The organism is Drancourtella massiliensis (assembly GCF_016900655.1).
GTDB lineage: Bacteria > Bacillota > Clostridia > Lachnospirales > Lachnospiraceae > Sellimonas > Sellimonas catena.
In genome coordinates this window covers 78848-95538 of the sequence record NZ_JACJKH010000014.1, presented here as the reverse complement: position 1 = coordinate 95538, position 16691 = coordinate 78848, and the positions used below count along the sequence as shown (strand labels likewise).

Annotated in this window: 16 protein-coding genes; 1 reads left to right on the top strand and 15 read right to left on the bottom strand. The window is 48.6% G+C overall.

Going from position 1 to position 16691, the window contains the following annotated elements; translation table 11 throughout:
• Positions 1-198: 198 nt before the first annotated feature.
• The 10 genes from H6A32_RS09245 to cls form a co-directional block, all read right to left on the bottom strand.
• A complete protein-coding gene (locus H6A32_RS09245) occupies positions 199-885 on the bottom strand; it encodes an RNA polymerase sigma factor region1.1 domain-containing protein (RefSeq protein WP_204864205.1) in 687 nt (228 codons plus the stop codon).
• A gap of 39 nt (positions 886-924) precedes the next feature.
• Complete coding sequence (locus H6A32_RS09240; protein WP_204864204.1) at positions 925-1755, bottom strand: N-acetylmuramoyl-L-alanine amidase; 831 nt, start codon at positions 1753-1755, stop codon at positions 925-927.
• A 62-nt stretch (positions 1756-1817) separates the two neighbouring features.
• On the bottom strand, positions 1818-3353 hold the full coding sequence (locus H6A32_RS09235; protein WP_204864203.1) for a YARHG domain-containing protein: 1536 nt from the start codon (positions 3351-3353) through the stop codon (positions 1818-1820).
• Positions 3350-4066, bottom strand: coding sequence for a M48 family metallopeptidase (locus tag H6A32_RS09230; RefSeq protein WP_087167124.1), 717 nt, complete (start codon positions 4064-4066; stop codon positions 3350-3352). The genes H6A32_RS09235 and H6A32_RS09230 overlap by 4 nt, the downstream gene beginning before the upstream one ends.
• Before the next feature lie 169 nt (positions 4067-4235).
• Positions 4236-5306: a trigger factor gene (gene tig / locus H6A32_RS09225; protein WP_118635516.1), complete on the bottom strand. Its 1071-nt coding sequence runs from the start codon at positions 5304-5306 to the stop codon at positions 4236-4238.
• A 79-nt stretch (positions 5307-5385) separates the two neighbouring features.
• On the bottom strand, positions 5386-6204 hold the full coding sequence (gene thiD, locus H6A32_RS09220; protein WP_191436478.1) for a bifunctional hydroxymethylpyrimidine kinase/phosphomethylpyrimidine kinase: 819 nt from the start codon (positions 6202-6204) through the stop codon (positions 5386-5388).
• A gap of 41 nt (positions 6205-6245) precedes the next feature.
• Positions 6246-6908: an HAD family hydrolase gene (locus H6A32_RS09215; protein WP_087255295.1), complete on the bottom strand. Its 663-nt coding sequence runs from the start codon at positions 6906-6908 to the stop codon at positions 6246-6248.
• The gene (gene thiE / locus H6A32_RS09210) at positions 6905-7546 is read right to left on the bottom strand and encodes a thiamine phosphate synthase (RefSeq protein ID WP_087167120.1); all 642 of its coding nucleotides are present in this window, start codon (positions 7544-7546) and stop codon (positions 6905-6907) included. The genes H6A32_RS09215 and thiE overlap by 4 nt, the downstream gene beginning before the upstream one ends.
• Positions 7533-8354, bottom strand: coding sequence for a hydroxyethylthiazole kinase (gene thiM / locus H6A32_RS09205; RefSeq protein WP_087167252.1), 822 nt, complete (start codon positions 8352-8354; stop codon positions 7533-7535). Before thiM ends, thiE begins: the two co-directional genes overlap by 14 nt.
• A gap of 173 nt (positions 8355-8527) precedes the next feature.
• Entirely contained in the window at positions 8528-10003 is a 1476-nt protein-coding gene (gene cls, locus H6A32_RS09200) for a cardiolipin synthase (RefSeq protein WP_087167119.1), read from the bottom strand.
• 141 nt (positions 10004-10144) lie between these two features.
• Between cls and H6A32_RS09195 the strand changes: the two genes are divergently transcribed.
• Positions 10145-10630: an ABC transporter ATP-binding protein gene (locus tag H6A32_RS09195; protein ID WP_087167118.1), complete on the top strand. Its 486-nt coding sequence runs from the start codon at positions 10145-10147 to the stop codon at positions 10628-10630.
• 109 nt (positions 10631-10739) lie between these two features.
• On the opposite strand, the gene H6A32_RS16865 is transcribed toward H6A32_RS09195, so the two are convergent.
• The 5 genes from H6A32_RS16865 to H6A32_RS09165 are packed head-to-tail and all read right to left on the bottom strand — an operon-like array spanning position 10740 to position 16684.
• The gene (locus tag H6A32_RS16865; protein ID WP_346342263.1) at positions 10740-13070 is read right to left on the bottom strand and encodes a D-serine ammonia-lyase; all 2331 of its coding nucleotides are present in this window, start codon (positions 13068-13070) and stop codon (positions 10740-10742) included.
• Positions 13051-14010, bottom strand: a complete 960-nt coding sequence (speB, locus tag H6A32_RS09180; RefSeq protein WP_204864202.1) for an agmatinase — start codon at positions 14008-14010, stop codon at positions 13051-13053. The genes H6A32_RS16865 and speB overlap by 20 nt, the downstream gene beginning before the upstream one ends.
• 21 nt (positions 14011-14031) lie before the next feature.
• Positions 14032-15039: an ABC transporter ATP-binding protein gene (locus tag H6A32_RS09175; protein ID WP_087167116.1), complete on the bottom strand. Its 1008-nt coding sequence runs from the start codon at positions 15037-15039 to the stop codon at positions 14032-14034.
• A 6-nt stretch (positions 15040-15045) separates the two neighbouring features.
• The gene (locus H6A32_RS09170) at positions 15046-15837 is read right to left on the bottom strand and encodes an ABC transporter permease (RefSeq protein WP_087255283.1); all 792 of its coding nucleotides are present in this window, start codon (positions 15835-15837) and stop codon (positions 15046-15048) included.
• Positions 15827-16684, bottom strand: a complete 858-nt coding sequence (locus H6A32_RS09165) for an ABC transporter permease (protein WP_204864201.1) — start codon at positions 16682-16684, stop codon at positions 15827-15829. The genes H6A32_RS09170 and H6A32_RS09165 overlap by 11 nt, the downstream gene beginning before the upstream one ends.
• Between the last annotated feature and the right edge of the window lie 7 nt (positions 16685-16691).

The following is a 16691-nucleotide window of genomic DNA, read 5'->3' as shown; positions in this document are numbered from 1 at the left end:
CCAATTTCAAAAAAATCGTTATAATAATCTTGTTTTAGCATAGTTCCATTATAACATGGAACGGAGAGGAAGATGGTTGTCGTTAGCCATCTTTTTCTCTTTTTAGAGGATAAATTTCAGGGGCAGATGTGACTCGTATGAGTCACATCTGCCCCTGATTTGGACTATCTATTTCCCGATAGCCCCTTTGTTTATCTGTCAGTTTTCTTCTTCGTCTTTCACTTCCTCGCCCGCAAGCTTTAAAACAGAGCGGATTTCCGCCTCGCTCCTGTCCGTATAAAGGGCAAGTTCTTCCAGGGTAATCTTTCTGCCCATCTCTTCTTTGAGCTTTTTGATCTGTCTTTCCAGCTCGTCCACCTTCTCAACCATCTTCCGGTCTCTGACATGGACGTCTTTCTGCTCTTCCTGAAATGCCTCGATCCCCTCCTGTACCGCTTCCAGAATCTTTTCTTCGTCTTCTGTCTCCTGAAGCGCCAGCATCAGGCTGACATTTCCTTCCTGTACCAAATCCCCGAGAAAAACGCTCCCGTCATGGACAGATTCCGCGATCCCCAGTACTTTTTCCAGAAATTCGGAAAGTCCTTTTTGCTCTCCCTGCACTTCTCTCAACTCCATCTGATAATTGCGAAGATAGCGCTTTTCTTCCTCTGAATAGGATTTCTCCCTTTCCTCTTCTGTCAGAATTCTCCCATGCTTTCTTTCGTATCCTGATACGGCTACCTTCTGAGACAAAAGGTAGTCGTATACCAGCTCCATCTGTTCGTCGCTTAAATGGTCATCTTCAAAATATTTCTCGATTTCTTCTTTCCGGATCCTGTTATCCTGCCGCTTTGCCTCTTCCAGAATCCATCCAAGTTTTCCCTGAAATTCCAGTCTGTCTTCCATCTGTATTTCTCCTTTTCTTTTTCGTGCCGGTATCTGTCTTTATTCTGATACAATCACCGTCTGATATCCGGCCCGTTTCAGTGCCTGCTCGGTATCCGCTGCTTTGTCGACGGAAGCAAAATTTCCTGTCAGCACTTTATAATATGGTCCCTCATGGCTGATAAAAGCCGGGAATTCATCTGCAATCAGTTCGTCCTTCAGCCTTTGTGCATTGTCCGGATTACGGAATGCACCGGCCTGAATGTGGTAGCGGGCCTCTTCTTCTGTTTCCTCCGTCTCTGTTTCCGGCGTCACCCCCGGCATTTCCTCCGGTTCACTGTCCAGGTCCATATCCGGGCGCTGCATCAGTGTATCAAGAATTCCCTCAGCGATTGCCAGAGCAATAGCGTCAAAATTCTCATCAAAAATCTGATTATCCGTGTCGGAATTGATAAATCCCAGTTCCACAAGAACGGCCGGCATCTTCGTCCGTTTCAGGACGACCAGATTCGGTCTTGCCTTCACTCCCAGATTCCGGAAACCGATTGTCTCCAGCTGGTCATTGATATCCTCGGCCAGCTCATATTTGATTCCTGAAAGATCATATACGAGACTTTCCACCCCGGACACTGCATTGTCCGCCGGGTAGGAATTCCGGTGGATCGAAATAAAATAATCCACTCCGGCCTCATTTGCTTTCATCGCCTTCTGATACGGTGTCTCGTAGATGTCTGTTGTCCGCGTATACTGAACGTCAATTCCCCGGTTTTCCAGAATCTCTCCCACCGCCAGTACCATCTGAAGTGCATCATCTTTCTCCTGTCTTCCTTTGTAAACAGCACCCGGATCTCTTCCGCCGTGCCCTGCATCCAGCATAATCGAAACAGCCATAAAAGCTCCTGCATATGTCTTTTTTTACATACATATGCAGGAGTCCTGTCCTACGTTCCCGTCTAATCCACGGCTCTTCTCTCTTCCGCCAGAATCAGGTTCGCATTCTGTCTTTCATAAGAATTCAACCGTACATTCCGGGAAAATTCATCCGCTGTGTAGAGCGGTTCATACCAGTATTTGGATGAGAACCATTCGTCAAGATCTTCGGTTTCGAAGATTCTTCCATGTCTTGCAAAAATCTCGTTTCGTCCAAGACGCAGTTCTGCTTTTGTCTTTCCCTCGAAGTCTTCTTCTGTCAGAAGCCGGCTGTCACTTTCCGGGAAAATATAATCCTCATCTTCCTCTTCTTCCTGAGGTCTTGTCCTGCTGTCAGCGTACTGATCCCGCTTCATCGTGCAGTCCATTGCCGCTGTCAGCCTTTCTGACTGTCCGCCCGAGGCCCTCTTTACGACAACCTTCAGAGCCTCATCCTGGAATTCGATGGTTCCTTCCATCCGGTTGTTATATTCGTCCGAAAAGGTAAAAGAGGCCGTTTTATCAGAAACAACGCCGGTCACGTCATTCGCTCCCCGGAATACATAATCCTCGTCGCTTCCGTAAGTTTTCCGGATATCAAATACAACTCTCTGGTCTGTGGCACTTTTGATTTCCACCTCGCAGATTCCGTCCGTCGACATCACTTCAGAGTCCGCATTCGCCTCGTCACACCAGTTTCCTTTATAGTCTGCCAGGCTCCAGGTATTCTTTTCCTCTTCTTCGTTCTGGTCAGTCTCTTCGTTTTTCTCCGTCTCATTGCGGGTGACAAGCTGCCCGAGATAGTTCCCTCCAACTGCGGCAAGTCCGATAATCACCGCTGCTGCAAGGATAATCATGGCGAACCATTTCCTGAAAAAAGACTTTTCTTCGTCCGGCTCATCCTGATCTTCGATATCAAGCTCTCCTTCCAGCTCTTCATAAAGCTTCCCAAGTCTTGCCTGGCGGATTTCTTCTTCCGCGTCTTCCCGCAAAAGTTCAAACATCAGGACCATCATATCTGAAGAAATGTCCACGTGCAGATATCCTGCCTGGGTACACATCAGTCCCAGCTCAATCCTTGCATATTCCAGAATTCCCTCCAGTTTCTCGGCCGGACACTTCCACAGACGGGACAGTTCTTCCATGCTCCATCCCTCATAGTAGTATGCCAGGCAGACCAGCCTCCCGGCTGTTCCTATTTTCTTGTAGCTGGATTTCAGAATCCGGACGATCTGCTGCCGCTCCGCTGTCGTCTCCGGAGCGCGCTGTCCCTCCCAGGAAGGCGCTGTCTTTTCTTTCTCCAGAATCATTCCTTTCTTTTTCTGGCATTCTCTCTCCCCGAGTTTATAGAGAACGGTATAAAGCCACTTTTCCATCTTCGCCGGATCCTGGAGCGTGCTGATAGTCCGGAACACGACAAGGTAGATCTGGCGGACCAGTTCTCTGGCTTCGCCACGGTTTCCCATCATCAGTCTGGCACGAAAATAGACATCCGCACAGGTTTCTCTGTAGATCGTGCCGAATCCCTCGCTCTCGCCTCTCTTTGCCTTCTCCACTGCCAACTTCAAACTTTCTTTCATATCTGCTCCCACTCAACTTTCCATGCATTGTTTTTCAGCCATTTCCTGCGGTTCCGGTAATCCGGCATTATTTCCTCCACCCGGTTCCAGAAAGCCGAGGAATGGTTCATCTCCTTCAAGTGACACAGCTCATGAACCACCACATAGTCAATAATCTTCTGCGGCATCATGATCAACCTCCAGTTGAAATTCAAATTTCCAAGGCTGCTGCAGCTGCCCCATCTTGTTTTCTGTGCCTTGATAGTCACTTTATTCGGGCTCTCCCCGATCTTTGCGGCAAACACCTTCACCCGGCTTTCAATATTTTCTTTTGCCCGGATCCGGTACCATTTTTCCAACTGCTCTTTCCGCTTCTGAGGTGTTGCTGCTGTCTGATCTATCAGCAGCTGTCCGTCTCTCTGCCATACAGTCTCACCTTCTGATTTCTTTATCGAAAGCTTCAACGGCTCTCCCAGATAATAAAAGACGCTGCCGTCCTGAAACCGTTTTTCCATCCATTCTCTACGGCTCTTTTCGATCTTTTCCAGCTGCTCTTTGACCCATGGAGCCTTTTCTTTTAAAAATCTGCGGATGGCTGTTTCCGGCATCCGGTACGGTGCTTTTACCCGCACTTTCCCTCCGGAAAGAATGGCCACCTCAATTGTTTCCCTCTTTCCTCTCTGCAGGTCATAAAAGACCGCTCCCGTCTGTCTGTCATAAAAGCAGCGTCTCATGTTGTATCCCCCAATCAAGAGATATAAAGATATCCCCTTATCTCATATTATCTTATGTTTCCCCTCTTTACGCAACAGATTCTTTCGATTTTCGTTCTTTTCTGCGTAATATAAACGGCGTATCAGTCCTGTCTCCCAATAACTGATACGCCTCTGCGTTTATGGATTCCTATTCATTATCAGAGCTTTCCGATGTCACTTTTGCTTCATCCCAAAGCCAGGAAATCACTTTTTCATTTAATGCCTGTTCTTTCAGTTCATCTTCCGAATACTGCTCTTTCAGCTCATCCGCTGTCATCTGCTGTGCCTGCGCATTCTGTTCTACCCACTCATCAATCTCGTCATCGGATACGGTAATGTTCTCCTCCCCGGCAATCAGATCCAGCACTTCCTGCTGTTTGACATACTCTTTGACCTGTGTATCTATCTCTTCATTAAATGCTTCCTCGTCCATCCCCATATACTGCTCCAGAAAATCCGCATACTCCATATTTAAAGAAGTTGCGATCTGCTGGTACTGCTCTTTCATAAGGCTGGTATATTCTTCTACTTTATCCTCCGGATATTCTTTCAGCTCTACATTCTCCATCAGAGCGTCAACAATCTCCGTCTGTCTCTGTGTCTGATCCTGTACCTCGGCCTGACTTTCCAGGATATCCCTGATTTCTTTCTTATAATCATCAACTGTTGTGTCTTCGCCCTTCACCATGGTGACAAACTCATCATTCAACTCCGGAAGGGAAACTTCTTCGATCTTTGTCAGTGTGATTGTAAATACCGCATCTTTTCCGGCCAGATCAGGGTTATTCTCGTACGGGTCCGGGAATGTCGTATTGACATCAAAGGTTTCCCCTGTTGTATGACCTACAATTCCATCCTCAAATCCATCAATATATCCGCCCGCTCCAAGTTCGAGCTGCTGTCCGGATGCCGTGCCTCCGTCAAAGGCAACTCCGTCAATCGCTCCGGAATAATCGATCGTAACCATATCTCCCTCCTGAGCAGCCCGGTCTGTAATCTCCGTATAGGTCGCATAATTCTGCCGGATCTGTTCGATCTGGGAATCCACGGTTTCGTCGGTCACTTCCGTCTCTGTGATCTCGCTGACTTCCAGGTCTGTATATCCATTAATTTTGACATAATCATTTTCGATTTCCTTCGGTCCGCATCCGGCCAGCAGGGATACAGCCGCAATCATACATACTCCTGCAGCCAGAGCCTGTTTCCTTTTATTATTCATACTCCTGTCTCCTTTATTATCATCTCTTTCCAGTTATATCATACTTCCTTTCTCTTGACAAGCCGTCCTTTTCCCGCTTCTATTCAGCCTCTTTTCCTGCTTCCCGGACAAACATTCCGTGAATGTCAAAGGCATGGTTCATCGGTCCGCTGCCCTTTCCCAGATCCAGCATGGCTCCCAGCGCTCCGGATATGTAAGTTTTTGCCCATTCCACCGATTCCTCCATGGAAAAGCCCTTTGCCAGATTGGAGGCAATAGCGCTTGACAATGTGCACCCGGTTCCATGGGTGTTCGGGTTGTCGATCCGCTTTCCGTAAAACCAGCGACAGACACCGCCCTGACATAGCAGGTCATTGGCATCATTTAACTGATGGCCTCCCTTGACCAGTACAGCCAGATGGTACGTTTCACTGATCTTCTGTCCGGCACAGATCATATCCTCTTCTGTGCAGATCCGCATCCCGGAAAGAACCTCCGCCTCCGGAATGTTTGGTGTCAGGATGTCCGCCTCCGGGAGAAGACATTCCTTTAAGGTTTCTACTGCATCTTCGCTGATCAGTCTTGCCCCGCTTGTCGCTACCATCACCGGATCCACCACAATATTTTCAGCCCTGTATTCCTTTAGTTTGTCTGCAATAGCCCGAATCAGTTCCGAAGACGAAACCATGCCGATCTTTACCGCGTCCGGCCGGATATCAGTAAAAACACAGTCCAGCTGCTCCTTTAAAAACGCAGGAGAAACCTCCATGATATCTTTCACCCCGGTCGTATTCTGTGCAGTCAACGCAGTCACCGCACTCATGGCGAATACACCGTTTGCAGTCATGGTTTTGATATCCGCCTGAATCCCCGCACCTCCACTGGAGTCACTTCCCGCAATTGTCAATGCTGTTCTCATTTTCCACACGTCCTTTCTTTTTTCGCCGCATTCCCGCCTGATTACCGAGCAGATGCCTGCTGTAAAAACAATTCCACATCCCCGTACTCCGTCAGAAATATATCCGCCTCGGATTTTAAGGTGTCCAGATCTTTTCTGCTTGCCCGGTCATAAACCGCCACCGTCCGGAAGCCTGCCCTCTTCGCGGTCAGAAGTGCATGGCAGGTATCTTCAAATACCCACGTTTCTTCCGGTCTTGTACCAATTTTTTCTGCTGCCTCCAGATAGATCTTCGGATGATTTTTCCCCTGTCCCACTTCCGAACAAGTCAAAATATCCTGAAATAGATCCAGCACCGAAAGTCTTCGAAATGCAGCTTCCACATTTTCTCTTCCGCTCGAAGTTGCAACAGCCATCGGAATCCCCGCTTTCCGGAATTGTTCCAGATACCGCCGGACTCCCGGCTTTAATTCTGCCTTCTCCGCATAAAATGTCCGGATCATCCCGTTGACTTCCTCTACCACCCGGACGGCCGTCTTCGGAAGATCATACTCCCGGATCAGATAGTCTGCTGCCTGCTCAAGACTCATCGGAAACAAAATTTCCCGAAGCCCCGGTTTCCCTTCCCGTCCCTGGCTTTTCAGATAAAGTTCGCCGATCTCTTCCCAGACCGGCATCGAATCAAGCAGGACTCCGTCCACATCAAAAATAACTCCCTTGATCATTCTTTAATCATCTCTTCCACACTCTCTTTTAACGCTGCCGCCGCTGTCCTGATATCCCTGCTTGCAAAAATCGCGCTGATCACAGCCACACCGCAGATACCGCTGCCTTTCAGCTCCATCACATTTTTTCTGCTGATACCTCCGATGGCAATGACCGGAATCCGGACCGCCCTGCAGATTTCCTTTAATACTTCATGGCTTACCTCCGTGGCATCCGCCTTGGAGCCCGTCGGGAACACAGCTCCCACTCCAAGGTAATCCGCGCCGTGCTGCTCCGCTTTTTTTGCCTGCTCCACCGTCTGGGCAGAAACACCAATAATCTTGTCCGGCCCAAGCCGCTTTCTCACATCTTCCGCTTCCATGTCTTTTTGACCGACATGAACCCCGTCCGCACCAATCTCCTCTGCAATCTTCACATTATCATTGATGACAAACGGCACCTGATATTCCCGGCACAATTTCTGAATTTCTTTTGCTTCCTCAAGAAATGTCTCCTCATCCAGATTTTTCTCTCTTAACTGGATAAAGGTTGCTCCCCCTTCCAGCGCTTCTCTCACCTGCTCTGTCAGCGTCTTACCGTTCAGCCAGCTCCGGTCTGTCACCGCATAAAGAACAAAATCTTTTCTATCGCACTTCATAAACAGCTCCTTTCTCCAGGTCCTCCCCGGTCATATTGTAGATAGCATCGATAATCCGGTTCCGGTAGGTGGCATTTCCATCCCCCTCCTCCATCCGCTTCCACGCCGTCTCTCCGGCAAGTCCCATCACACAGACTGCCGCTGCCGCCGCATCAAGCGGATGCTCCGGATTCGCTGTCAGATATGCCGTCATCATACCCGAAAGCTGGCATCCGGTTCCGGTGATTTTGCCCATTTCCGGACGACCATTGCGAATCACGTAACACCTGTCTCCATCGGTGACCAGATCAATCGCTCCGGTCACAGCTATGATACATCCCTCTTTCTTCGCAAACGATTTGACAAAAACGATACTCTCCTCCAGATTCTCCTCCGTCACGGCATCCGCAATATCCGCGTCTACCCCCTTTGTCGTTCCGCTCCCAAGATAAAGCGTCTTGATCTCCGAGATGTTTCCACGAATCACAGTGAGCTTCAGTTCCTCCATCAGCTTCAACGCCGTATTCGTCCTGAACACACTCGCTCCCGCCCCCACCGGATCCAGAAGCACCGGGTGGGATAACGCATTCGCCCGCTTCCCCGCACGGACCATCCCGTCAATACTCGTCTTGTGCAGCGTACCAATATTAATATTCAGACCACCGCAGATTGAAGTAATATCCTCCACATCCTCCGGCTCATCCGACATGATCGGACTTCCACCACACGCCAGCAGCACATTAGCCACATCATTCACCGTCACATAGTTCGTAATATTATGCACAAGCGGCATCAAACCTCTCACATTCTCAAGAAACTCCTTCAATATCCTCCACTCCTTTCGCATCATCGGGGACGTGTACCTGTGCACCGGAACCCGTCCCCGATGAAAAAAATCTGATAATTCAAGTTTTGCCTTATTTTATGCGGGTTTCGGGGATTTTTTTGTCATTTACGTCGTGTACCTGTGCATCGGAACACGTCCCCAAAAATACGTAAGTTCTACAGAAGTGGTGAGAACAGTCTGGAGATCTGTTCCCTGATGCGGATGGACAGGCCGCGTTGTCTGTAGGTTTCTTCTGTCACCTCTTTGCAGACGAGGAGGTCGTTTTCGAATGCGTCTTCCAGTTTTTTTGCTGTTCCTTCGCTGTAGATGGTGGCGTTGACTTCGAAGTTGAGCTGAAAGCTGCGGATGTCCATGTTGGCGGTCCCGACGCAGCTGACCAGGCCGTCAACAGTCATGGTCTTTGCGTGGAGAAATCCGTTCTGGTATGTGTAGCATCTTGCTCCTGCGGCGGCCATTTCGCCCAGATAGGAGTAAGTTGCCCAGTAGACAAACGGGTGATCCGGTTTGCACGGGATCATAATCCTTACATCAACTCCGGATTTTGCCGCGATTTTTAGGGAGTCGAGAATCGGCTGGTCCGGTATGAAATACGGGGTCTGGATGTAGATGTACTTTTCGGCCATCTGAATCATCTTTAAGTAGTTATCCCGGACGCTGTCGTATTTGGAGTCCGGTCCGCTGGATACAATCTGTACGAGAGACCTTCCGTCTCTCTCATATTCCGGAATTTCAAAAAGCCGGTCCTGAAGGAAAAGATTTTCCTTGGCCGCGTAGTTCCAGTCCAGTACAAAGCGGACAGCAAGGGATGTCACTGCGGATCCTTCGATACAAAGATGGGTGTCTCTCCAGTATCCGAATTTCTTCGTATCAAGCCCCAGATATTCTCTTCCGATATTAAATCCCCCTACAAATCCGACTCTGCCGTCAATGACCGCAATCTTTCTGTGGTTTCGGTAATTGACGCGCAGCTGCAGCTGACCCAGAAATGCCGGGAAAAACTCTGCCACCTGGACGCCGGCCTTTTCGAGACGTCTCCAGGAACGTTCCCTCATTTTCCGGCAGCCCATACTGTCAAAAAGCACCCGGACTTCAACACCTTCCTGTACTTTTCTTGTCAATACTTCTTCAATTTCCTGCCATAGTTCGTCATTCCGGATAATATAATACTGCAGATGAATGTAATTTTTCGCCCCGTTCATTTCTGCGATCAGGGCATCGAATTTCTCCCTGCCGTCCGTGTAAATCCGAATGTCATTGTTATCTGTCAGCACTGCTTCGGCCGCATTGAGGTTATAAAGAATCAGGCTCTGGAACCGCTCCATCTCCGGGGTTTTCAGTCTCAGCTTCCTCCGGTAGATCGATTCCTCCTGGCGCCTCACCGCGTACTTGATCTCATCTTCAATCTCTTTCATCTTGAACATTTTACTTTTTCTATAGTCCTGTCCCACCACAAGGTACAGGATAAAACCGACAATCGGAATAAAGTAAAGGACTAAAAGCCATGTCCAGACCGCTGTCGGATTTCGTCTTTGAAAGAAAATAATAATGATCGATAAAATGATGTTGATGAATACGAGGTTGTCCAGTATCCAAAGAGCTGCGTCTTTTGTTAATTCGAATATTATTTCCATATACTATTTCCTCCTCGATTCCTCTCTTATTATACTTGCAGGGGAAAAAAGATGCAACCCGCCTGCAAACTACTTGCGCTTCCCCAAAAACAATGCTACAATACAACATGTGTAACAAAAGATTGGAGGAGAGTAATTAAGATGAGTCCGTTTTTTATCGTATCACTCGTGATTCTTGTTATTCTGGTCATCGCTCTGATCGTCCTTTATTTTCTTGGAAAGCGCGCTCAGAAGAAGCAGGCGGAACAGCAGGAGAAGATCGATGCCATGGCTCAGACAGTTTCCATACTCGTCATAGACAAGGGCCGTATGAAGCTGAAAGATGCCGGTTTTCCATCTATCGTAATGGAAAGCACGCCGAAATATTTACGCCGGTCCAAGGTTTATGTCGTTAAGGCAAAAGTCGGGCCGAAGATCATGACATTTATGTGTGATGATAAGGTTTACCCGCTTGTTCCTGTGAAAAAAGAAGTCAAAGCTACCGTGAGCGGTATTTATATTACAGGAGTAAGAGGTGTCAGAGGGCCTCTGGAAGCTCCAAAGAAGAAAAAAGGATTTTTTGCAAGAGCTAAGGAAGCAGCCAGGGAAGAGGCTTCCAAGAATTCATCAAAATCAAAAAAGAAATAAGACAGCATAAAGAGTGCGGAATATTTCATCCGCACTCTTTTTCTGTCTCTTTTTCTATTAATGATTCCGGACTCTCCGGTATCTTCTTTCGCTTTCCCCTTCCGGAAAACTATGCATTTTCCCGGTCAAGGAAAATCGGATTGCTCCATGCAGTCTTTCCGTACCGGTCAGTACATTTTACCCTCACATATTTCTCATGTCCTTTAAGGACATATTCGCCGCTTTCCACTGTCTCGTCCACAGATCTGCATACAATTGATGTCCCGTCGTTAATACAGTTGCCTGCGATAAAATCGATTCTGTACACCGGGCTTGAGCTGACATATGCTTTTCCGTCCCGGATTCCCCAGTCGTAGATTTCCGGTCCTGAGGATGAATAATAATTTCCTGCCAGCATGTTTTTTACAATCGCTTCGCGGGAAAGTTCCTCTGCCTTTACAACGATATATCCGCCGCAGGCGTCTTCCACAATCCCGTCATTATGATTGTCATCGGATGCAAAGGCAAAGATCTGTTTCCCTTCCCGCAGCATGACATCCCAGTATGTCTCATCATATCCGGTGGCACTTTCATTTACCGTGCCGTAATTATAGATTTCCAGCGCCCAGATTCCTTTTGTATGGATGAATTCTTCCTCCCGCACTCTGGACCAGATCGGATGATTGTAGGTCGCGATCATTCCTCTGGACGTCATCTCATCCGCCAGTTTCTGCGCTGCTTTCGCTCCATCCCAGTCTCCGTAATATTTGTCCACCGGATGGATTTCCATATGCTTGTACGGCTCTTTTGTGGCCTGTTTCTGCATTTCTTTCGTGCCGAGAATTCCATGGATGTGATGCACCTTCGGTCTGAGTTTCGATCCTTCTGACTCATAGAGCACGGCAGAGGCCTCAAGCCCCGGAAGGATAATAAAGTCCTCACAGTCAAATTCGTCCCTGTAATCGGTATAACGATCGTGTTCGGAAAAGCAGAGGAAATGATACCCGTGCTCCCGGAACAGTTTCACCGACTCCGCCGGTGTCAGATGGCCGTCAGAATTGACCGTGTGGCTGTGAAGGTTTCCTTTGTACCAGTTTCCACTTTCCGTAAATCCCGGTACGTTCAGTGACAGGATCCGTGCCTCTTCCAGATACTGCCTGCGCATCTCTTCCGGCACCAGGCTTCCTCCGGTCGCCCAGACGATCTGTACGGCGTTTTCCATCACCGGCTCCAGCCCGTGTTCCTTCACATACTTCTGAAATTCCTCCTGTGCTGCCATCGCTGACACACCTGCAAATCCGGCGCAGGCGCTCGGCTCCAGGAAAATCTCTTCCGTATCCATCAAAAGCTTCATATACTGAAGAAGTTTCCGGTCTTCCACTGTCACTTCGCCGCTTAATACACGTTCCATCATCTTTCCCGCAAAGGCAGACGGACGTCCTACCGCAAGTCCGTCTGCATCGGTCTTTCCTGTCAGTCCGATATCCTGAACCGCAATCTCATTGTGCAGTCCGGATGCCATACCAAGCAGCATACAAGGAGCCTGCACCGGCTCCGCGAAGAAACAATGCACCGCATCGCCAAACACCCATTTGAGTCCCGCCGTAATGCCGCCCGGCGCTCCGCCGACTCCGCATGGAATATAGACAAAGAGCGGATGCTCCTTATCTACGACAATCTTCTGTTCATCCAGCTGCTCTTTCAGCCGTTTTCCTGCTGTCGCGTATCCAAGGAAGAGTGTTCTGGAATTTTCATCATCCACAAAATAGCTGTTTGAGTCCTGGTCCGAGAGCGCCCTTCCCTGTCTGACCGCTTCTCCGTAGTCCTGCTCATATTCCCTGACTTCGACGCCGAACTTCCGAAGAAGCTGTTTCTTCCATTCTTTTGCATCCGCAGACATATGAACAATGACCCGAAATCCGAGAACTGCACTGATAATACCGATGCTGAGCCCCAGATTTCCTGTGGATCCCACCTGAATCGTATACTTCCGGAATACTGCACGATTCTCTTCCTCGCCAAGCACCTCGTAGCTGTCGCCATCTTTCAAGAGGCCGTGTTTCACCGCAAGATCCTCCGCGTATTTCAGCACCTCATAAATCCCGCCCCTTGCCTTGACGGAACCTGCAATGGCAAGATGGCTGTCTTCCTTTAAAAACAGTCTTCCGTCAACAGCACTTCCGGTCTTTTCTTCCAGCGCCGCCTTCATCTTCGGGATTTCCTCAAGAGGGGACTCGATGAGTCCTCCCCGGTCTTTCGTCTCCGGGAAATACCTGAGAATCAGCGGTGCAAACCGCTCCAGTCTTGCCCTTGCATCCTCAATCTCTTCCGGCCGGACATCAAAAGTTTCTCCGGCATCATCCCAGCATTCTTTTTTCGGATTGATCCACGCTGTTTCCTCTGCTCGTGCAAGCTTTTCTACGACCGGATTTTCACCAATCCTATCTTTGATCTTTTCCATGCTTTTTCCTCCATGCAATATGAGACATGAACTCCTGAATGATTCCTGCTGCCGCGATGGCAGTGATTCCCGAACCGTCAAATGCGTTTGCCACTTCTACCACATCGTATCCCACAACATCCAGATCTTTTAAGCCATGCAGGATCTCCAGCGTCTCCCAGGTGGAAAATCCGCCCGGCACCGGTGTACCGGTTCCCGGAGCAAATGCCGGATCCAGGAAATCGATATCAAATGTCAGGAACACTTTCTTTCCGCCAACCCTGCTTTTGATCCGGTCTATGACCTCCTGTGCACTCATGTGGTGCATCGTAAGAGCATCGATGGACTCGTACCCGAGATTTGCGGAATTCTGCGCGTCCTCCGGTCCGTAAAGCCCTTCCCTGATTCCTACCTGAATGGAGCAGGACGGATCCACCAGCCCTTCCTTTGCCGCATGGTAAAACGGTGTACCGTGGCTGTACGGTTTTCCGAAGTATTCTTTGATCGTATCGTAGTGGGCGTCAAAATGAATCAGCGCCACCTCTCCGTGTACATCCTTGCATGCCCGAAGTTCCGGCAGCGTCACACTGTGGTCTCCTCCGATGACAATCGGAACGGCTCCGCTTTCAAAGAGTGTTCTCATCTGCGCATCCACCTTGTCAAAAGTCTCCTCCACATACCCCGGCACCGTCGGAAGATCGCCGTAGTCCACTCCCCGGCATTCCCCGAAAATATCCACTTCCAGAACGGGATTATACGGTTTGGCCGCCAGAGAAGACATTTCCCTGACCGCGGCCGGGCCAAATCTGGCCCCTGCACGGTAAGTCGCACAGGTATCGAACGGAATTCCTGCCACGACAAAGTCCGCATCCTGAAGATCCGTGTCATTCTCCATTCTCATAAAGGTCTGAATCCCTGAAAAACGCGGGATTTCGAGCGAATTGACGATTCCATGTTTCATAGTCGTTTTTGTTCCTTTCTGCTAAATTCTGATGCAGTTGTGATCTGCTACAGACAGACGAAGTTTCTGTCCGTTTTCGAAGAGTACCTTACTCCTGAAGAGTACGTCTACTTTCATTTTAACACCATTTACGTTAATATTATACTGCAAAACGTTTCCTTTTGGTGTATTATCAATAATTACACCGTCAAATGTATAATCTGTCTCTTCCGACGGATCTGTTACAATCTGAATCGTTTCCGGACGGATTGCGATTCCGTTTTCGGAAGCAATCTTCTTTCCGGTTACGGACGTGAACTGCTCCCGGGAAAGAATATTATAGTTACCGATGAATGCCGCTGCAAACTGACTTACCGGAGATGTATACATGGTAATCGGATCGCTGGACTGTTCAATGCGTCCCTCGTGGAAGAGGTGGATCGTATCAGACATTACCATCGCCTCGTCCTGATCATGGGTTACGAAAATACAGGTCAGTCCCAGATCCTTGTGAATCTGCTTGATGCTGTTCTGCAGAGACTTCCGAAGCTTCGCATCGATGGCGCTTAACGGCTCATCCAGAAGCAGAACCTTTGGCTGCTGCACGATACTTCTCGCAAGCGCCACTCTCTGCTGCTGTCCTCCGGAAAGATTTTCCGGATAGGCCTTTTCCTTTCCTTCCAGCTCCACGATCTGAATCGCAGAATCCACTTTCGCCTTGATTTCTTCTTTGCTTTTCTTCTGCATTTTCAGACCGAAGGCAATGTTTTCCTCTACTGTCATATTCGGAAAGAGGCTGTAGTGCTGGAACACCATTCCGATGTTTCTGTCTTTTGGTTCCAGATTGGTAATGTCTTTTCCATCCATGATGATCCGGCCGGAGCTGATCTCTTCGAGGCCGGACAGACACCTAAGAAGCGTACTTTTTCCGCATCCGGAAGGTCCGAGCAATGTCACAAACTGTCCTTTTTCAATGTTCAGGCTGATATCTTTCAATACCTGGTTTTTTCCGTAAAACTTGTTGATATTCTGAAACTCTATGTAAGACATCTTCTCTTATCTCCTTTTCTTGCTTTTCTGCAGACCAAATCCCACAAGTGAAATTGCCAGCGTGATAATAAACAGAATCACGATCACGGCACTTGCCTTCTGTCCGGACTGTCTCATTGCCGAATACAGGTACATCTGTCCGGTCGGGAAATAGTTTCCTGCCAGTGTATTGATAATTACGAAATCTCCAAACACGATGGACATGGCCAGCATGACGGATACCATGATTCCATTTGTGATATTCGGAAGAATGATCCTCCAGAATGCATAGAACTTTCCTGCTCCCAGCATCTGCGCCGCTTCCAGAAGCCTCGGAGCGGACACTGCGTCCAGATTGTTTCTCACTCCCTGATAAACATACGGAAGAACGACGATACAATAGGTGCATACCAGCATAAACACACGATTGGAAAACGGTTCCGGCGCTCCTGCGTACAGTCCGAGCACACTGATCGGGAGGATGACGCCCTGGATCGCGTACGGGATCGTACAGATCATCTTCATCACCTTGTCAAGCGCCGGCACGTATACAACTACCACATACATGGCCAGCAGCACGACCAGCGTACAGATCGCGATCGGAAGTATCGAAATCAGAAGCGTCCGCACAATACTCTGCCAAAAATAGCTGTCCTGAAATAATTCCACATAGGCATTCAAGGTAAAACCGTTTGGCAGAATGGATATCCATTCCGTAAACAGGGAATATAAAAATGTTAAAACCAGCGGGATCAGAAGGTACAGCGCAACAATAATAAGCACAACCATGCTTCCCGTCTTTTTCTTTTTACCTGCCATTGCTTCTCCTCCTGTCCTTCTTCAAAATCCCGTCATTTAAAAGAATCGAAAGTACCATCAGCGCCATCAGTACGACCGCAAGGGCACCGCCAAGCTGTGGATTCTGGACAACGTCACCGACAAACTGCTCCGAAATCCGGATCGGCAGAATGGAAACATTGTTCATGACCAGCGCGTATGCTGTTGCATAAGCCGCAATGGCATTGGCAAACAGTGTCGAAAAGGTTCCCAGGATTCCCGGCATCATAACCGGAATTCCGACTTTGAACCAGAATGTTTTCTGTGTGCCTCCCAGAATTCCGACCGCTTCTTTCCACTCCTTTTTCACGGAATCAAATACCGGAATCAGAAGCAGCGTTGCAAGGGGAACCTGGAAATAAATGTAGGTAATCATCAGCCCCACTGTAGAATAAAGCGGGAATTCCGCCAGGAATCCGATCCCGTATTTCTGCCCGATCAGGGTCAGGATTCCTGTATTTCCAAGCATGATGATGTAGGCAAAGGCAAGCGGTACTCCGGAGAAGTTGGAGACCATGTTCAGAAGGCTCATGAAGAGTCTCCCGATTTTTCCGCCTTTTTCATTGGCCGCTTTCGCGCCGAAAAACGCGATCACAAGGCCTATCAGCGAGGAAAAGACTGCGATCACCACGCTGTTGATAATTGCTGTCTGGTACAGCTTTTCACTAAAAACCCGAATGTAATTATCCAGTGTGACTCCCGCTCCCGAACCGGACGGCATGAAGCTCTGTACGATAATCGAGATGACCGGTACGATCTCAAACATCCCGACCAGCACAAGGAACGGAAGCAGTGCCAGTAAATACGTTTTGCTCCTTGATTTTTTCATGATCCCA

Bases quoted from the DNA above. Each gene is read 5' to 3' on its own strand.
- H6A32_RS09245 (WP_204864205.1), bottom strand. From the start codon at position 885: ATGGAAGACAGACTGGAATTTCAGGGAAAACTTGGATGGATTCTGGAA.
- H6A32_RS09240 (WP_204864204.1), bottom strand. From the start codon at position 1,755: ATGGCTGTTTCGATTATGCTGGATGCAGGGCACGGCGGAAGAGATCCG.
- H6A32_RS09235 (WP_204864203.1), bottom strand. From the start codon at position 3,353: ATGAAAGAAAGTTTGAAGTTGGCAGTGGAGAAGGCAAAGAGAGGCGAG.
- H6A32_RS09230 (WP_087167124.1), bottom strand. From the start codon at position 4,066: ATGAGACGCTGCTTTTATGACAGACAGACGGGAGCGGTCTTTTATGAC.
- tig (WP_118635516.1), bottom strand. From the start codon at position 5,306: ATGAATAATAAAAGGAAACAGGCTCTGGCTGCAGGAGTATGTATGATT.
- thiD (WP_191436478.1), bottom strand. From the start codon at position 6,204: ATGAGAACAGCATTGACAATTGCGGGAAGTGACTCCAGTGGAGGTGCG.
- H6A32_RS09215 (WP_087255295.1), bottom strand. From the start codon at position 6,908: ATGATCAAGGGAGTTATTTTTGATGTGGACGGAGTCCTGCTTGATTCG.
- thiE (WP_087167120.1), bottom strand. From the start codon at position 7,546: ATGAAGTGCGATAGAAAAGATTTTGTTCTTTATGCGGTGACAGACCGG.
- cls (WP_087167119.1), bottom strand. From the start codon at position 10,003: ATGGAAATAATATTCGAATTAACAAAAGACGCAGCTCTTTGGATACTG.
- H6A32_RS09195 (WP_087167118.1), top strand. From the start codon at position 10,145: ATGAGTCCGTTTTTTATCGTATCACTCGTGATTCTTGTTATTCTGGTC.
- H6A32_RS16865 (WP_346342263.1), bottom strand. From the start codon at position 13,070: ATGGAAAAGATCAAAGATAGGATTGGTGAAAATCCGGTCGTAGAAAAG.
- speB (WP_204864202.1), bottom strand. From the start codon at position 14,010: ATGAAACATGGAATCGTCAATTCGCTCGAAATCCCGCGTTTTTCAGGG.
- H6A32_RS09175 (WP_087167116.1), bottom strand. From the start codon at position 15,039: ATGTCTTACATAGAGTTTCAGAATATCAACAAGTTTTACGGAAAAAAC.
- H6A32_RS09170 (WP_087255283.1), bottom strand. From the start codon at position 15,837: ATGGCAGGTAAAAAGAAAAAGACGGGAAGCATGGTTGTGCTTATTATT.
- H6A32_RS09165 (WP_204864201.1), bottom strand. From the start codon at position 16,684: ATGAAAAAATCAAGGAGCAAAACGTATTTACTGGCACTGCTTCCGTTC.